Here is a 14400-nt window from a genome sequence, read left to right on the forward strand (position 1 = left end):
CGCAACAATCAACGAGGGGCATGAAACAATGAACGGCAAGATCACCGTGTTCGGGGCGGGCAACGTGGGCGGGGCGGTCACCCGCAGGCTCATCGAACGCAAGCTCTGCAAGAAGGTGGTGCTGGTGGACCGCAGCCCGGGCAAGGCCCAGGGCGTGGCCCTGGACATCCTGGAAGCCAGCCCGGTGGACCTCCTGGAGCCGGTGTGCCTCTCGGGCGAGAACCTGGAGGAGACCCGCGACTCCGACGTGGTGATCGTCACCGCGGGGGCCAGGCGCACCGAGGGCATGACCCGCGACGACCTCCTGCGCGTAAACGCCCAGATCGTGGGCGAGTGCGTGGCCAAGGCCGCGCGCTACAGCCCCTACGCCTTCCACATCATCGTGAGCAACCCGCTCAACGCCATGTGCCACGTGGCCATGCGCGCCGGGCAGATCCCGCCATCGCGCATCACCGGCATGGCGGGCATCCTGGACGCCTGCCGCTTCCAGTACTTCATCGCCAAGGAGTTGAACGTCTCGGTGGAGAACGTGCAGGCCATGGTGCTGGGCGAGCACGGCGAGGACATGCTCCCCGTGCCGCGCTACTCCACCGTGGCGGGCGTGCCCGTGGCCGAGATGATCCCCCCCGAGCGACTGGCCGATCTGGTGGCCCGCACCCGCGACGGCGGGGCGGAGATCATCAGGCTCATGCAGACCAGCGCCTTCTACGCCCCGGCCTCGGCCGTGATCCAGATGGTCTCGGCCGTGGTCATGGACAAGCGCAAGATCCTGCCCTGCGCGGCCTACCTCCAGGGGGAATACGGGGTGACGGGGGCCTTCATGGGCGTGCCGGTGAAGCTGGGGGCCAACGGCGTGGAGCAGATCGTGGAGATCGAGCTCTCCGACCAGGAACGCCAGGCCCTGGGGGCGAGCGCCGACAAGATCAAGCAGCAGCTGGCCGTGCTGGGCCAGGCCTGCTGAACCGGCAAAACGAACGCCCGGACGCGTCCGGGCCAGCGAAAAGGAGCTTGCTGATGGACAAGCACGAGGCCCAGAGGACCCTGACGGACCTCATGGCCCGCTTCACGGGCTACGTGGGCAAACGCCTGCCGCAGGACGTGCTGGACAGGCTGGCCGAGCTGCGCCGGGGCGAGGACAGCCCCCTCGCACGGGTGGTGTACGACTCCATGTTCGAGAACCTCGAGGCCGCAGACCGCCTCGACAGGCCCTGCTGCCAGGACACGGGCGTGATCCAGTATTTCGTCTCGGCCGGTGCGGGTTTCCCGCTCCTGGGGCGTCTGGAGGAAATTCTTCGCGACGCGGTGCGCCAGGCCACCCGGGAGGCCCCCCTGCGCCACAACGCCGTGGAAACCTTCGTGGAGAAGAACACCGGCGACAACACCGGCGTGCGCGTGCCCTGGATCCACTGGGACATCGTGCCCGACAGCGACGAAGCCGTGGTGGAGGTCTACATGGCCGGCGGCGGGTGCAGCCTGCCCGGCGCGGCCAAGGTGCTCATGCCCTCGGCCGGGTACGAGGGCGTGGTGCGGTTCGTCTTCGACGTCATCACCTCCTACGGCGTGAACGCCTGCCCGCCGCTCTTGGTGGGCGTGGGGGTCTCCACCTCGGTGGAGACGGCGGCCGTGCTCTCCAAGAAGGCCATCCTGCGCCCCCTGGGCACGCGCAGCCCCAAGCCCCAGGCGGCCGAGATGGAGCTTCTGCTGGAAAAGGGGCTCAACGAGGTGGGCCTCGGACCCCAGGGGTTGTCGGGCAACGCCTCGGTGCTGGGCGTGCACATCGAGTCCTCGGCGCGCCACCCCTCCACCATCGGGGTGGGCGTGTCCGTGGGCTGCTGGGCGCACCGGCGCGGGACCATACGCATCGCCCCGGACCTGAGCTACGAGATTCTTTCCCACAAGGAGGCCGCGCTGTGAAAAAGGTGCTCACCACGCCCATCAAGGACGCGGACCTGGAGTCGTTGCGCGCCGGGGATGTCGTCTATCTGGACGGGCACATCGTCACCTGCCGCGACGTGGGCCACCGTCGGCTCATCGAACTGGGGCGCGAGCTGCCCGTGGACCTCAAGGGCCTGGCCATCTTCCACGCCGGGCCCATCGTGGCCAAAGACGGCGACGCCTGGAAGATGATCTCCATCGGCCCCACCACGAGCATGCGCATGGAGCGCTTCGAGAAGGACTTCATCGAGCGCACGGGCGTGAAGCTCATCGTGGGCAAGGGCGGCATGGGGCCGGACACGGCCGAGGCCTGCGCGCGCCACAAGGCCGTGCACGCCGTGTTCCCCGGCGGCTGCGCCGTGCTGGCCGCCGAGGAGGTGGAGGAGATCGAGCGCGTGGAATGGGAGGACCTGGGCATGCCCGAGGCCCTGTGGGTCTCGCGCGTGAAGGGGTTCGGCCCGCTCATCATCTCCATCGACACCCTGGGCAACAACCTCTTCGAGACCAACAAGGCCCGCTTCAACGCGAAGAAGCTCCCGGTGATCGAGGACATCAACCGCCAGGTGCGGTTCATCAAATAGGAGACGCGACGTGAAGACCTACAGGATCGCCGTGATCCCCGGCGACGGCATCGGCAAGGAACTGGCCCCGGAAGGGATGCGCGTGCTGGACGCCGCCGCCCGGGCCGCGGGCGGCTTCTCCCTGGAGTACGAAATCTTCCCCTGGGGCTGCGACTACTACGTGCAACACGGGATGATGATGCCCGAAGACGGCCTGAAGACGCTCTCGACCTTCGCCGCCATCTACTTCGGGGCCGTCGGCTACCCGGAACTGGTGCCCGACGACGTGTCCCTGCACGGGCTGCTCATCAAGCTCCGCCTGGGCTTCGACCAGTACGTCTGCCTGCGCCCCAGCACCCTGCTGCCGGGCGTGAAGAGCCCGCTGCGGGGGGTGAAGCCCGGCGACATCGACTTCGTTACCGTGCGCGAGAACACCGAGGGCGAATACGCCGGGGCGGGCGGGCGCATGCATCCGGGCCAGCCCTCGGAACTGGCCATCGAGACGGCGGTGTTCACGCGCGCGGGTTGCGAGCGCGTGATCCGCTACGCCTTCGAGCTGGCCCGCTCGCGGCCGCGCAGGATGCTGGCCCACGCCACCAAGTCCAACGCCCAGAAGCACACCCTCACCTTCTGGGACCAGATCTTCGACGAAGTGGCCCGCGACTACCCCGACGTGAAGACCGAGCGCGTGCTGGTGGACGCCATGGCCGCGCGCTTCGTGCTCAAACCGGGCTCCCTGGACGTGGTGGTGGCCTCCAACCTCTTCGGGGACATCCTCACGGACATCGGCGGGGCCATCACCGGCAGCCTGGGCCTTTCGGCCAGCGGCAACATCGACCCCGAACGGCGCTACCCCTCCATGTTCGAGCCCGTGCACGGATCGGCCCCGGACATCGCGGGCAAGGGCATCGCCAACCCCATCGCCATGGCCTGGAGCGGAGCCATGATGCTGGACTTCCTGGGCGAGAAGCGCGCCGGGGCGCTCATCGAGGCGGCCATCCGCGCCGTGACCGCCGAGGGGACGACCCTCACCCCGGACCTGGGCGGCACGGCCACCACCACCCAGGTCACCGACGCCCTCGTCGCCAAGGTGAACGGGCTGGCCAAGGCCTGAAAAGAAAAAGCCGGGGCGGCCGCGCGGCCGCCCCGGGGAAATTCCGGAGGCGCAGGCAGCACCAAGGCGGATGCCAGCCGCCAAGCGGTGGACGATGCATGAGTGGCAAGGATGCCTGAACTCCAAAGTGGTCCGGTGAACCGTGCGGCGTGTTGGGCGCGTTGACGTCCAGCGTGATCCAGAATAGTTGTTCTGCATGAGCAACCGTATTCTTCCGGTCAATCACGGCCTGCTCACGTGGGCGCGCGAGCAGGCGGGGCTGTCCCTTCGTGATGCCGCCGTGCGCGCGAAGATCGCGCCGCTCAAGACGCGGGGAGAGCACCCCGGCATGAATGCCGAGGAGCGTCTTTTGTCCTGGGAGACCGGCGTCGCTTCGCCCAGCTTCAAACAACTGGAAAGCCTTGCCAGGGCATATCGCAGGCCAGTTTTGACTTTTTTCCTCCCCAGCGTTCCCGTGAAGGAAAGCTCGCTGGCCGATTTTCGTACTGTGCCGGGCCGGGACGCCTCCTCTGGAACGCCGGAATTCTCGGCGTTCATGCGCCGTGTGGAATGGCTTCAGGAAGGCCTTCGGGAACTTGTCGAACAGGAAGGGAGACTACCGCTTGCGTTCGTCGGCGCGGTGTCGCCCGAGGTCCCCGCACAGGATGTCGCCTGGCGAATTCGAAAGACGCTCGACATGCCTTTCGAGGTCCAACGTCGCCTGCCGGGAAAGGATGCGCTGTTTCGCCTGCTGCGCGGCAAAGTGCAGGAGTTGGGCGTCTTTGTCCTGGTTGAAGGCGATCTAGGTAGCAGTCATTCCCGTATCTCCCCTGAAGAGTTTCGCGGTATCGCGATCTGCGACGTACTTGCACCGTTGATTGTAGTTAACGCCAACGACAGCAAGTCCGCTCAACTCTTTTCCCTGGTGCATGAACTGGCGCATGTCTGGATCGGTGCTAGTGGTGTTTCAAACTATGATTCTCTGCATCATGAGACAGGACTCTCGCAGGCATCCACAGAAGAATACTGTAATGCGGTTGCTGCGGAATTTCTTGTTCCGGAAGTCGATCTACGTGAAGCCGTTTCGCTCGTTGAAGGACAAGATCCTCTTGAGATGGCGCAGACTCTCGCGCGCATGTTCAAGGTTAGTCCCATGGTCGTCGCAAGACGATGTAAGGATGTCGGTGTCCTGAACGGCAAGGAGTACTGGGGTGTTTTCCAAGCATTGAAGACGATCTGGGAAGGACAGCAGAAACGTGTACGGCCCAATGAAGGGGGCCCTTCGCGAAATGTCCTAGACCGTTACAGGCTTGGTGAACGCGTGATCAGTACGATTCTGGCTGCGGCAAACGACGGGAGGCTTTCCTTGCGGGATGCATCCCGGATGCTTCGCGTGAAAGTCGACAGACTAGGCCGGATCGCCTGATGCGCTACATTTTCGATTCCAACGTGCTCATCACGGCCCATCGGTGGGACTTCACGTTCGATGGCTCGCCGTATTTTTGGGATTGGCTGGTGTCTCTCGGTTCTCAGGGAGTGGTGGGAATTCCCGAGTGCGTGTTCATGGAAATCAACAGGAGTACGGACCAGCTTTCTAAGTGGCTGAAGAAAAACCGGAGTGTGTTTTTCATTCCGACGGAAGATGCAGCATTGTCCGTGCAGGCGGCCCTTTCAGCCTACACAACGCACTCCGAGAGGGATGTCGAGCGGATTCCGGATGCCGATCCCTTCGTGGTGGCGCATGCGCTGTCGTCTGGATCGACAGTGGTGACGTATGAGACACCCAAACCCAATGCCGCCCCGCACAACCGAAAAATACCCGATGTTTGCGCGCTGCTAAACGTCGCGTGCGTGCGGTTCCCACGTTTTCTCTGGGATATGCGCTAGCTGTGAACAACGTCTGTAGACTTCAAAGTTAACCCGCCTCTTCCCGGCTCAGGCCTTCTTCAGGAAGCAGGTCTTGAGCACGAGGCCCTTCACCTTGTCGGCGTTGCACTCGATCTCGGCGGGATCGTCCGTGAGGCGGATGTTCTTGATGAGCGTGCCGCGCTTGAGCGTCACGCTTGATCCTTTCACTTTGAGGTCTTTGGTCAGCGTGACGCTGTCGCCGTTGTTCAGAACGGTTCCGTTGGCGTCCTTCACGATCACGTCGTCCATGCGGTGGCTCCCGGGCTGGTTGGGCTGTCGCGCGGGCCCGTGCCCCCCGCGACGCCCGGCGGGCATACTCCTTCGGGCTTCCGGGGGCAAGGGCCGCGCGGCGGGGCCTCCGGTCCTGGCCGCCCCGTCAGGCCGCGCGGTTCTGCTGTTGGCGCGAGAAGGCGAAGGCGATCAGGTTGGCCACGTCCAGGATCACCGAGACGCCGCCGTCGCCGTTCACGGTGGTGCCCGCGATGAAGCGCACGCTGCCCAGGGCCTCGGAGAGGGGCTTGATCACCGCCTGCTGCTGGCCCACCACGGCGTCCACCGCCAGGCCCACCCACTTGCCCTCCACCCCCGTGACCACGATGCGTTCGTAGCCGGGCTGCTCGCCGGGCACGTCGAGCAGGCCGCGCACGCTCACGCAGGGGATCAGCTCGCCCTTGTACTCCATGGAGCCGACCATGGGCGGACGGCCCTCCAGGAAGCGTTCCTGGCAGGCCTCCACGGCCGCCAGGGGCAGCACGAAGAACTCCGAACCCACGCGCACCTGAAGCCCGTCGATGATGGCCAGGGTGAGCGGCAGGCGGATGGTGAGCCGACACCCCTTGCCGGGCGTGCTCTCCACGTCCACGGAGCCTCGCAGGCTCTCGATGTTCTTCTTCACCACGTCCATGCCCACCCCGCGCCCTGAGACGTTGGTGACCTGCTGGGCCGTGGAGAAGCCCGGGGCGAAGATCATGCCCAGGATTTCCTGTTCGGTGGGGTTGTCCGTGGGCGCGATGAGCCCGCGTTCGATGGCCTTGGCCTTCACGCGCTCGGTGTCGATGCCCTTGCCGTCGTCGGTGATGGTGATGTGGATGTTGCCGCCGGAGTGCACGGCGTCCAGGGTGATGTTGCCCTTGGGCGGCTTGCCTTGGGCCTCGCGGGCCTCGGGGGCTTCGATGCCGTGGTCGATGGAGTTGCGCAGGATGTGCACCAGGGGGTCCTTGAGCTGGTCGATCACGTTCTTGTCCAGCTCGGTCTGCGCGCCCAGGCCGTTGAAGGCAACGTCCTTGCCCATGGACTGGCCCAGGTCGCGCACGAGGCGGCGCATGGTGCCGTAGATGGAGCCGATGGGCACCATGCGGATGCCCAGGGTGTTGTCGCGCATTTCGGAGACGAGGCGCTGGAGGTCCTCGGCCACGCTGCGCAGGACCGAATCTCCCGAAGTGCCTGCAAGCTGGCTCAGGCGCGACTGCACGATGACCATCTCGCCCACCAGGTTCACCAGGGCGTCCAGGCGGGCCGAATCCACCCGGATGCTCGCGGTGGAGCCCGCGTCCGGAGCGGCGGCCGTCTTGGCCGTTGAGCGCATGCTCACCTTGGCGGCGATCCACCCGGCGATCTCGTCGCGCAGGGCCTCGAAGGACTTCCCCGCCCCGGCCTGCAGCATGTCCAGGAGCGTGGGGATGTCGGAACCCCGGACGGCCTCGGGACGGATTTCCTCGATCTTCACGCCGTGTTCGTCCTCCACGAAGATGAACACGTCGCGGATGGCGTCGATGCCCTTGTCCTGGATGATCAGGATGTCCCACCAGCCGTAGGCCGTCACGGGGTCCATGGCCTCCAGGGAAGGGATGGTCCCGGGCCGGAAGACGCTCCAGAGCCTGCCCAGGTCCTGCAGTTCGGCCATGAGGCGCATGGGGTCGGTGCCGGAGAGGAAGGTGCCGGGCGCGGGCTGGTAGCGCAGGAGGTAGGTTCTGGCGGTGGAGGGGTCGAAGCGGCGGTGGCCTTTCGGCTGGTCCTGGGCGTCTCCCGGCTGGGCCTCCTGCCGCGCGGGCGGCTGCCCCAGGTAGGGGCGCAGCCGGGAAAGGATTTCGTCGGAGACGGCCACGTCTTCGGGGGCGGCTTTCGGGGAGGCCAGCAGCCTGCCCACGTGGTCCTTGGCCTCCAGGGTGAGGCCCAGAAGCTCGGTGGTCAGCTGGAGTTCGCCGGAGCGGACCTTGTCGAAGACGGTTTCCACGTCGTGGGCGAAGCGGGCCAGCTCGTCGTAGCCGAACATGGCCCCGGAACCCTTGATGGTGTGGATGTCGCGGAACACCTTGGCGATGCATTCGGCGTTGCCCGGGTCGTTCTCCAGCTCCAGGAGCATGTGTTCCAGGTCGGCCAGGAGTTCGGCGGCCTCTTCCTTGAAGAGTTGGGCGGCGTCCAGGTTCATTCGGCTCGCTCCTTGCTTTCCGGTGCGTCCTGGGCCGTCGCCGCCAGTTCCGGGAAGCCGCACAGCAGGGCTTGGCCCGCGGCCGCGCCTTGAAGCTGGCCCAGAAGGGTGCAGGTTGATCCCTTGGCCTCGCACCCGGCTCGCAGGGCGTGGAGCAGTTGGCAGAACGTGAGATCGAGATTGGTCACGCCCGCGAGGTCGAGTTCCAGGGGCGCGCCCGACCGCAAGGCTTCAAGGAACGCGGCGTGGATCTCTTCGGCCCGCGACACGCTGCAGTCGCCTGCGAGGGTGATGTTCACTGTCTAGCCCCCTTACGGTCTAGAACCGTTCGAAGTCTTCGTGTTCGTGGCCTTCGCCCAGGGTGAGCACCACGCCGCTCTTCTTTTTGGCGGGGGTCTGGGCGGTTGCGCGAGGCTGCTGGGAGCGGGCGGGGGGGGCGGTCCCCCGCTGGGGAAGGCGGGCCTGTTCCCCGTTCACCTGGAAGAAGGAGATGACGCTCTGGAGCTGCTCGGCCTGGGCCGAAAGCTCCTCGGCGGTGGAGGCCAGTTCCTCGGAGGCCGAGGCGTTCTGCTGCACCACCTGGTCCAGCTGCTGCAGGGCCTTGTTCACCTGGGCGGCCCCGGAGTTCTGCTCGGTGCTGGCGGCGCTGATCTCCTGCACCAGTTCGGCGGTCTTCTGGATGTCGGGCACCAGTCGGCCCAGGAGCGCCCCGGTGCTTTCGGTGACGGCCGTGGAGCTGCCCGAGAGGGTGTTGATTTCGGCGGCGGCCTGCTGGCTGCGTTCGGCGAGCTTGCGCACCTCGGCCGCCACAACCGCGAAGCCTTTGCCGTGCTCGCCCGCGCGGGCGGCCTCGATGGCGGCGTTGAGGGCCAGAAGGTCGGTCTGGCGGGCGATCTCCTCGATGATGGAGATCTTCTGGGCGATCTCCTTCATGGCGGCCACGGTCTGCACCATGGCCGAGCCGGACTCGCGGGCGTCGCCAGCGGCCTTCACGGCGATGGATTCGGTCTGGCGGGCGTTGTCGGCGTTCTGGCTGATGGAGGAGGACATCTGCTCCATGGAGGCCGAGGATTCCTCCAGGGCGGCCGCCTGCTCGGTGGTTGCCTGGGAGAGGCTCTGGGCAGAGGCCGAGAGCTGCTCGCTGCCCGCCGCCATGTTGGTGGCCCCGGACTGGACCTCCAGCACCACGCTGTTGAGGCGGGCGACCATCTCCTTCATGGAGAGCAGGAGCATGTCCTTGTCGGAGCGGGGGGTCACCTCGATGCGCAGGTCTCCGGCGGCGAGGCGCGTGGCCAGCTCGGCGGCGGTGCGCTCGGCCTCCACCATGTGCTGCATGGCCTGGAGGAGCCTGCCGATCTCGTCGCCCCGGTCGGCGGCCACGTCGCGGCTCACGTCGCCCGTGGCCACGGTGTTGGCCACGCTGATGGCCGAGTTGACGCCAGAGCGCAGCGCGCGGATCATGTACACGGCGAAGAACGCGCCGAAAGCGATGGCGGCCGCGGCCACGGCGATGTTGGTCATGTTGGCCGCCTGGGACTCGGATTCCATCTTCTTCTTCTGGTCCTGGAAGGAGGCGTCCGCGTTGGCGCTGATCTTCTGGGCCACGACGGCCATCTCGCGCATGACGCCTGCGTTGGATTCGGCTGCCTTGAGGAAACCGTCCATGCGCGTGCGGTAGACTTCCGCCTTGGCGGCGATTTCCAGGGCCAGGACCTTGTCCTCGGCGCCGGGCAGCATGCCCGCAAGCTCTTTGGAGGCGGGCACGAGGCGGTCCAGGATGCCCTTCGCGGCGTCCATGCGGGATTTGTCCCCGCGCCAGAGATAGTAGAGCACCTCGATGCGCGAGAGCAGGAACTGCTGCAGCACCTCGTCCGTGCGTCCCATCAGTTCATGGATTTTTGCCGCCCCGGCGAGATCATTGGCGGCCGTGGCCCTGGCGGCGGCCTCCCGCAGCCTGGCGTTGAGCTGCTCGGTGGAGCGCAGCACGGCGGTGGCGGCGTCCACGAGGGCCTTGAGGGTTTCGCCGTGGAGCTTTTCGCCCTCCTGGAACTTGCCCAGGCCCGCCTCGTAAGCCGTGGAGGCGGCCATGAGGGCGTCCATGTTTTCGCGGTTCTTGGCGTCCACGAAGACGTTCTTGAGCTCCTGGGCCGTGGCGCGCGACTCAAGGAGGTTCTTGCGCAGGGATTCCAGGCGTTTCTCGTCGTGCTGGTCGATGTAGTAGAGCATGTCCAGACGCGCCTGGAGGGTCTGCTCGGCGATGTCGGCCATATGGGCGGACTTCTCCGCGCGGCTTGCGAGGCTCTTGAGCCCGTTCCAGCCCACGTAGGCCACGCCCAAGGTGGAGAGGATGAGCAGGAAGAATCCGATGCCCAGCTTGGTGGTGAGGTTCATGTTCTTGAGCATGGCGTTCTCCTCGGGGTGCTGCCGCTGGTGATCCCCATAGATGTTGTCAATCGATTTCTGGGGCGTTGTTCCAGTTTGATCAATATTCCAGAAACACGAAGGGGAGTCTACTCGTTTCTGGCAAAAAACACGCATCATGAAGAAACTGGATCGTTCGCCCGTCTCGGACTGGCCCGGTAAGCCAGCACGCGGGAAGAACTGAGTCAGCCTAAGGAATTGATACCACAACGAGTCGGTTTGTCCAACGGTATGAGGGCGGGGAACAGGGCATCCCGGCCCCCGGAAGGGACCGCGGGCCGGGCGCGGCGTTTTCAGGGCTTGCAGATCTTGCAGGGCCGGTAGCCCGCGGCGGCGGCTTCCTCCCTGCTCTTGAGCACGGCCGTGCAGGCCTTGCAGTGGTAGAAGCGGCAACTCTGCCGGTGGTAGATGCGCGATGTGACGTTGCCGTGGTAAACGGCATTCGGCGGCGCCAGAGGCTGCCCCGTCGCGGAGACGGCCGTGGCGAGAAGCAGGCCCAGGGCGAGCAGGACGGCGGTCAGTCCGTTGCGGAGGCGGTTCATGCGCTCCTCCCGGTCGAGGCGGTCAGTGGGATCAGCGCACCGGGCGCGGGGCGGCGGCAGGATGCCGGGGCGCGCCGGGGGAGCGGTCCCGGTCGGGGTCAGAATTCCAGGCGTTCCCCCGCGCGGCCCTGGCGGAAGCGCTCCCCGAAGGCAGCGGACAGCGCCTGCGCGGCGTCCTTGCCCGTGCAGTGCAGGGGGACCACCAGGCCCGGGGCGCGGCTTTGCAGGGTCGCCACGGCACGGGCGATGTCGCCTGGGCCGGAGTGCATCAGGTGCATCCCCCCGAGGACGGCGCGCAGCGGCCTGCCCGGCGCGTGGACTTCCAGGGCTTCGAGGGTGTTTTCCAGGCCCGCGTGGCAGCAGCCCAGCACGAGCACCAGGCCTTCGGGGGTGTCCGTCCACAGGGCCATGTCGTCGTCGATGGGGTCCGGGCGCAGGCCTTCGGCATCAAGGAAGAAGGGCCAGCCGGGGCCGACGTCGCCGTGGGGGCGGGGCACCGGGCCGCTGACCCACACCCCGGGCACGGCCTGGAAAGGTTCCGCCGCCCAGTGCAGGCGCTCCCCGGCCAGGGCCTCCAGCGCTTCCATGGCCTCGCGCGGCATGTGCACCGGGCGCGCCTTGCCTTCTTCCACGCAGTAGCGCGGCAGCACGGCCTCGGGCCGCAGATGGACGTGCGCCCTCTCCGTCGCGGCCAGGGCCAGGGGCAGTCCCCCGGTGTGGTCGTAGTGGCCGTGGCTCAGGACCAGGGCGTCGGTCCGGGCGAGGTCCACGCCCAGTCGGCGGGCGTTGTCCTCCAGCGCCTTGCCAGCGCCCGTGTCGAAGAGCACGTTGCCGCCCGGGGCCTCGATCCACAACGAGAGACCGTGTTCGGCGGCGAAGCCCTCGCGGGCCTCGTTGTCGGCCAGAACCGTGACGGCGAGGCGCGCTCCGGGCATCGTGACTCCTTTTGTTTGCTCTTCCGGGCTCTATGGTCTGGCGGGCAGGCGCGTCAACCCCCTGGGACGAACGGCACGGGGGCCATGCGCGGCTCGCGGCGTGCGTCTCCGAGGGGAGTCGTGCTCGTGAGCGTACCTCCGCCAGGTCGCGTCCCTTGTCCGTGTGCGCCTGCGCCAGATGCGTCCGGACGCGATCTGAAACCGTCGATGCAAAGCCTTGACAGCTGCCAACCGGCATGGAAGGACTCTATCTTCCCGAAGTGCCGAAGCGGTTTGCCCAGTTCAGCAGGGCTGTCACGGTTATTTACGGAGATATACGCATATGACGATCTATTGGTTTGAAGATCTCGCAACAGGCATCCCTGATGTCGATGCCCAACATCAAGATCTGATCGCAATGATCAACGAGCTTGATGAGGCCATCGCAACACGCCAGGGCATCAGCAGGTTGTCGCAGCTCACGGACGGCCTCATCCTCTACGCAAGACACCATTTCGCAACGGAGGAGCGGCTGATGGCGGAAAGCGGCTACCGTTACATGGCGGAACATCTTAAGGAGCACGAGCAGTTCGGTGAGCGGGTGATGGCGATCGCCTTCGAGTCCGACGCTCCGGAGAACCATCCCAGGGCGGTTTCAGAGTTCCTGCACAAATGGCTGATCGAACACATCGGAACCGTGGACAAGCTGATGGGCGAGTGCCTGGCGGGATAGCGGGACGCCGACGGCCCGCAGTCGTCGCAGGGGCCTCGGCGCGGGCTCACGGCAGGCGACCGTCGCTTGTCCAGCCCCGCAGGCGGTAGTAGTCCGAGAGCAGGGTTTCCATTTCGGCCTCGGTCAGGCTCCTGCCGTCGGGCAGGGCTTCCCTGTGCAGGCGCGAGGGCAGCCGGTCGTCCTTGGCGGTGAGCCCCTCCCGGAGGTTGAATTCCCGGGTGAGGTCGAGCACGAGGGCGGCCTTGCGCCGCAGCTCCGGCCTGGAGGCTTCGAGCCCGGTCGCCAGGCCCACGGCCTTTTCCAACTCTTCCCAGGTGTACATGTCCCGGTAGAAGCGGCAGAGGATGAGCGTGTCGAAGAGGGTGAGGCGGTCCTCGAAATCGGTGAGCATTTCGGCCTTGCCCTCGATGGCGTCGGGGGGGATCATGCCGGCCAGTTCCGGCTTGTAGAAGGTGGTGCGCAGGTGGCACGCCCCGCGCGGGGACGTGCCGTAGGCCAGGCCCATGCCCTTGAGCGCGCGCGGGTCGTAGCCCGGGGGCTCCATGCCCTTGACGTGGACGGCCAGGTCCGAGAGGCCCCACTCCTCGGCCGCGGCGACGATGCCCTGGGCCATGAGTTCCCCCACGCCCTTGCGGTTCGCGATGTCGTGGATGAGCCTGCCCACGCCCTCGTAGTCGCCGTAGTCCAGGCCGAGCTTCAGCACGCCCCTGCGACAGGCCTCGATGGCCAGGGCGCAGAGGTTCCCCGCCGAGATGGTGTCCAGGCCCAGGCGGTCGCACAGGTCGTTGAGCCAGACGATCTCGTCCATCTCCTCGATCATGCACAGGCCGCCGAAGGCGTAGATGGTCTCGTACTCCGGCCCCTCCAGGGTGAGGCCCTGGTGCCTGCCCTTGGAGAGCCTGGCCATGCGGCCGCAGGCCATGAAGCACTTCAGGCAGGCGTGGGGCGTCACGTCGTGTTCCTTGTGGAAGGTCTCCCCGCTGATCTTTGGCCAGTGCGCGCAGCTGCCCTGGCTCCAGTATTTTGCCGGGAAGGCCCCGGCCGTGTTCATGAGGGCCACCATCATGGTGGTGCCGTAGGCCTTGTAGGCCTGCACGCCCTTGTTCTCCCTGCCCGCCCTGGCGAACGCGGCGGCGTAGGCCCGCGCGCCCTTGGGGTCGGCCAGGAGGCGCTTGCGGTCCCCCTGGAACACCACGGCCTTGAGCTTTTTGGAGCCCATCACCGCTCCCACCCCGGCCCTGCCCGCGCAGCGCCAGGAGTCGTTGGCGATGAGGGCGAAGCGCACCAGGCGTTCGCCCGCCGGGCCGATGACCACCGCGCCCGGAGCGCCCCAGCCCTGCTCCGCCACGCCCAGGGCGGCGCGCTCGGCCTCGTAGGTTTCGAGCCCCCAGAGGTGGTCGGCCTCGTGGAAGGTGCAGCCGTCGGGATGGACGCGCAGGGCCACGGGCCTCTCGGAGGCCCCTTCCACCACCACGGCGTCGAACCCGGTCCGGTCGATGGCCTCCGGCACTTTGCCGCCCGAGTAGGACTCGGCGTAGAAGCCGGTGAGCGGCGACTTGGTGAAGACCCCGTAACGGCTGCCGCCCCACAGCGGCCCCCCGCAGAACGGCCCCGTGGCGAAGATGAGCCTGTTGTCGGGCCCCAACGGGTCCGTTCCGGCCGGATTGCGCGACAGCAGGAGCGCCGTGCCGAGCCCCTTGCCGCCCAGCACGGACTCCAGGAGGCCCGGGTCGGCGGCGTCGATGGAAAACGTCCGGTTGGAGAGGTCCACAGTCAGTATCCTGCCGTAGAATCCGAACATGGATGCGCCTCGCGTGCCGGTGTGTTGCGTGTTGGCGCGCCCGCGGGCCGGCCTCGCGGGCGCGC

14 protein-coding genes are annotated in these 14400 nt (G+C 66.8%); 7 read left to right on the top strand and 7 right to left on the bottom strand.

Annotated features, from left to right (window positions below; genetic code table 11):
* Window positions 1-28: 28 nt before the first annotated feature.
* The 6 genes from mdh to NNJEOMEG_RS06270 all read left to right on the top strand — a co-directional run bounded on the left by mdh (window position 29) and on the right by NNJEOMEG_RS06270 (window position 5475).
* A complete protein-coding gene (gene mdh / locus NNJEOMEG_RS06245; RefSeq protein ID WP_173082418.1) occupies window positions 29-961 on the top strand; it encodes a malate dehydrogenase in 933 nt (310 codons plus the stop codon).
* Window positions 962-1014: 53 nt separating this feature from the next.
* Window positions 1015-1914 (top strand): L(+)-tartrate dehydratase subunit alpha, encoded by a 900-nt coding sequence (gene ttdA / locus NNJEOMEG_RS06250; RefSeq protein ID WP_173082420.1) that lies wholly within the window; start codon window positions 1015-1017, stop codon window positions 1912-1914.
* Window positions 1911-2516 carry a L(+)-tartrate dehydratase subunit beta gene (gene ttdB, locus NNJEOMEG_RS06255; protein WP_173082422.1) on the top strand — a complete coding sequence of 202 codons (606 nt, stop codon included), beginning with the start codon at window positions 1911-1913 and terminating at the stop codon, window positions 2514-2516. Before ttdA ends, ttdB begins: the two co-directional genes overlap by 4 nt.
* 10 nt (window positions 2517-2526) lie before the next feature.
* Window positions 2527-3609 (top strand): tartrate dehydrogenase, encoded by a 1083-nt coding sequence (locus NNJEOMEG_RS06260; RefSeq protein WP_173082424.1) that lies wholly within the window; start codon window positions 2527-2529, stop codon window positions 3607-3609.
* 196 nt (window positions 3610-3805) lie between these two features.
* Window positions 3806-5014: an ImmA/IrrE family metallo-endopeptidase gene (locus NNJEOMEG_RS06265; protein WP_173082434.1), complete on the top strand. Its 1209-nt coding sequence runs from the start codon at window positions 3806-3808 to the stop codon at window positions 5012-5014.
* The gene (locus NNJEOMEG_RS06270) at window positions 5014-5475 is read left to right on the top strand and encodes a DUF4411 family protein (protein WP_173082436.1); all 462 of its coding nucleotides are present in this window, start codon (window positions 5014-5016) and stop codon (window positions 5473-5475) included. The genes NNJEOMEG_RS06265 and NNJEOMEG_RS06270 overlap by 1 nt, the downstream gene beginning before the upstream one ends.
* 48 nt (window positions 5476-5523) lie before the next feature.
* Here the strand turns inward: NNJEOMEG_RS06270 and NNJEOMEG_RS06275 are convergent, their stop codons facing one another.
* The 6 genes from NNJEOMEG_RS06275 to NNJEOMEG_RS06300 all read right to left on the bottom strand — a co-directional run bounded on the left by NNJEOMEG_RS06275 (window position 5524) and on the right by NNJEOMEG_RS06300 (window position 11822).
* A complete protein-coding gene (locus tag NNJEOMEG_RS06275) occupies window positions 5524-5745 on the bottom strand; it encodes an alkylphosphonate utilization protein (RefSeq protein ID WP_173082438.1) in 222 nt (73 codons plus the stop codon).
* A gap of 127 nt (window positions 5746-5872) precedes the next feature.
* Window positions 5873-7924, bottom strand: coding sequence for a chemotaxis protein CheA (locus tag NNJEOMEG_RS06280; protein ID WP_235956854.1), 2052 nt, complete (start codon window positions 7922-7924; stop codon window positions 5873-5875).
* Window positions 7921-8223 carry an STAS domain-containing protein gene (locus NNJEOMEG_RS06285; RefSeq protein ID WP_173082440.1) on the bottom strand — a complete coding sequence of 101 codons (303 nt, stop codon included), beginning with the start codon at window positions 8221-8223 and terminating at the stop codon, window positions 7921-7923. Before NNJEOMEG_RS06285 ends, NNJEOMEG_RS06280 begins: the two co-directional genes overlap by 4 nt.
* A gap of 19 nt (window positions 8224-8242) precedes the next feature.
* Window positions 8243-10327 carry a HAMP domain-containing methyl-accepting chemotaxis protein gene (locus tag NNJEOMEG_RS06290; protein ID WP_173082442.1) on the bottom strand — a complete coding sequence of 695 codons (2085 nt, stop codon included), beginning with the start codon at window positions 10325-10327 and terminating at the stop codon, window positions 8243-8245.
* Between the two features lie 311 nt (window positions 10328-10638).
* Window positions 10639-10887 carry an Ada metal-binding domain-containing protein gene (locus tag NNJEOMEG_RS06295; RefSeq protein WP_173082443.1) on the bottom strand — a complete coding sequence of 83 codons (249 nt, stop codon included), beginning with the start codon at window positions 10885-10887 and terminating at the stop codon, window positions 10639-10641.
* A 98-nt stretch (window positions 10888-10985) separates the two neighbouring features.
* The gene (locus NNJEOMEG_RS06300) at window positions 10986-11822 is read right to left on the bottom strand and encodes an MBL fold metallo-hydrolase (RefSeq protein WP_173082444.1); all 837 of its coding nucleotides are present in this window, start codon (window positions 11820-11822) and stop codon (window positions 10986-10988) included.
* Window positions 11823-12144: 322 nt separating this feature from the next.
* Here NNJEOMEG_RS06300 and NNJEOMEG_RS06305 point away from each other — a divergent pair, with 322 nt between their 5' ends.
* Window positions 12145-12534 carry a bacteriohemerythrin gene (locus tag NNJEOMEG_RS06305; RefSeq protein WP_173082445.1) on the top strand — a complete coding sequence of 130 codons (390 nt, stop codon included), beginning with the start codon at window positions 12145-12147 and terminating at the stop codon, window positions 12532-12534.
* A gap of 46 nt (window positions 12535-12580) precedes the next feature.
* On the opposite strand, the gene NNJEOMEG_RS06310 is transcribed toward NNJEOMEG_RS06305, so the two are convergent.
* Window positions 12581-14335, bottom strand: a complete 1755-nt coding sequence (locus tag NNJEOMEG_RS06310) for an aldehyde ferredoxin oxidoreductase family protein (RefSeq protein WP_173082446.1) — start codon at window positions 14333-14335, stop codon at window positions 12581-12583.
* Window positions 14336-14400: the final 65 nt, after the last annotated feature.

Origin of the sequence: Fundidesulfovibrio magnetotacticus (assembly GCF_013019105.1) — a bacterium.
Taxonomy (GTDB): Bacteria; Desulfobacterota; Desulfovibrionia; order Desulfovibrionales; family Desulfovibrionaceae; genus Fundidesulfovibrio; species Fundidesulfovibrio magnetotacticus.

Bases quoted from the DNA above. Each gene is read 5' to 3' on its own strand.
- mdh (WP_173082418.1), top strand. From the start codon at position 29: ATGAACGGCAAGATCACCGTGTTCGGGGCGGGCAACGTGGGCGGGGCG.
- ttdA (WP_173082420.1), top strand. From the start codon at position 1,015: ATGGACAAGCACGAGGCCCAGAGGACCCTGACGGACCTCATGGCCCGC.
- NNJEOMEG_RS06265 (WP_173082434.1), top strand. From the start codon at position 3,806: ATGAGCAACCGTATTCTTCCGGTCAATCACGGCCTGCTCACGTGGGCG.
- NNJEOMEG_RS06270 (WP_173082436.1), top strand. From the start codon at position 5,014: ATGCGCTACATTTTCGATTCCAACGTGCTCATCACGGCCCATCGGTGG.
- NNJEOMEG_RS06275 (WP_173082438.1), bottom strand. From the start codon at position 5,745: ATGGACGACGTGATCGTGAAGGACGCCAACGGAACCGTTCTGAACAAC.
- NNJEOMEG_RS06280 (WP_235956854.1), bottom strand. From the start codon at position 7,924: ATGAACCTGGACGCCGCCCAACTCTTCAAGGAAGAGGCCGCCGAACTC.
- NNJEOMEG_RS06290 (WP_173082442.1), bottom strand. From the start codon at position 10,327: ATGCTCAAGAACATGAACCTCACCACCAAGCTGGGCATCGGATTCTTC.
- NNJEOMEG_RS06295 (WP_173082443.1), bottom strand. From the start codon at position 10,887: ATGAACCGCCTCCGCAACGGACTGACCGCCGTCCTGCTCGCCCTGGGC.
- NNJEOMEG_RS06300 (WP_173082444.1), bottom strand. From the start codon at position 11,822: ATGCCCGGAGCGCGCCTCGCCGTCACGGTTCTGGCCGACAACGAGGCC.
- NNJEOMEG_RS06305 (WP_173082445.1), top strand. From the start codon at position 12,145: ATGACGATCTATTGGTTTGAAGATCTCGCAACAGGCATCCCTGATGTC.
- NNJEOMEG_RS06310 (WP_173082446.1), bottom strand. From the start codon at position 14,335: ATGTTCGGATTCTACGGCAGGATACTGACTGTGGACCTCTCCAACCGG.